1 protein-coding gene is annotated in these 1,160 nt (G+C 45.9%); it reads right to left on the reverse strand.

From position 1 onward, the window contains the following. The coding region (locus J2W69_RS20605; RefSeq protein ID WP_310282115.1) for an amino acid adenylation domain-containing protein at window positions 1-1,160 on the reverse strand (1,160 nt) is incomplete at both ends.

Below are 1,160 nucleotides of genomic sequence, written 5' to 3' on the forward strand. Positions count from 1 at the left end.
AGCTCAATCTCATTACGCGGTGCAACATGCTCATGAGACATATCCTCCAAACGCGGAGCCTTCAGCGCTTTACGGTCTACTTTACCATTGACTGTTAGTGGTAATTGCTCAAGCACAACAATCACCTGAGGAACCATATAATTAGGTAACAGCCGTTGTAATTGCTGACGACAACTCTCTACTAGTAAGCGATCTGATTGCCCGTCCTGCGCAGTAATCCAAGCCACCAACCGCCTTTGGTTATTGTCATCATAAGGCGCCATGACTACAGCTTCTCTAACCTCGGAAAGAGCATGTAATTGATGCTCTATCTCACCTAGTTCGATACGGAAACCTCTCACCTTCACCTGATTATCCACACGACCAATAAACTCAAGGTTACCATCAGTACGCCAATTTACTAAATCGCCACTGCGATACAGCGTCTCTCCTTGCCTGTAAGGATTCGTAACAAAACGCTCCTCGGTCAGTTCAGGTCTATTTAAATAACCACGTACAAGACCAGCGCCACCGATGTATAGCTCTCCAGCAACGCCCAGTGGACATAGTTTACCGGTCTCATCAAACACATAGCATGAGGTATGATTTACCGCCGTCCCGATCGGCACTGTCGGCACATCTAAGTCTGTTGCGTTTGTTACGTTATAAATGGTAGTACAACAAGTACTCTCCGATGGGCCATAACAATTCGATATATGCACGCCAGGGAACAGGGCAAGCGCCTGCTTATAAACCTTCGGAGCCAAAGCGTCACCACCATGGAATAACCAACCCAGCTGTTTGTGAGATGGTTTTGTCGATATCCATTGTTCAAACAAGCCACTGGTCAAAAACAGCATGTTTATCTGATACTCTTCAACATACTGACTTATTTCTTGTGGATCTAAGTAACGATGCGGATATAACACTAAGGTCGAACCATTTAGTAGCGCCCCCCACAACTCTAATATCGACGCGTCGAAACTAATGGTTGCGGTCTGAGATACCCGACGACCCGGACCAAATTCAGTAAAGTTTGCATCAAATAAGAAACGCACTACGCCCAAATGTTTCGCTAATACGCCCTTAGGTTTACCGGTTGAACCTGAGGTGTAAATCACATAGGCCAGCGATTTATTGTCAAGCGCTGGCGCAAGATCATCAACTGCCATTTCGCTAAA

The sequence above is a fragment of the Rheinheimera soli genome (assembly GCF_031457405.1).
Classification (GTDB): Bacteria; Pseudomonadota; Gammaproteobacteria; order Enterobacterales; family Alteromonadaceae; genus Pararheinheimera; species Pararheinheimera soli_A.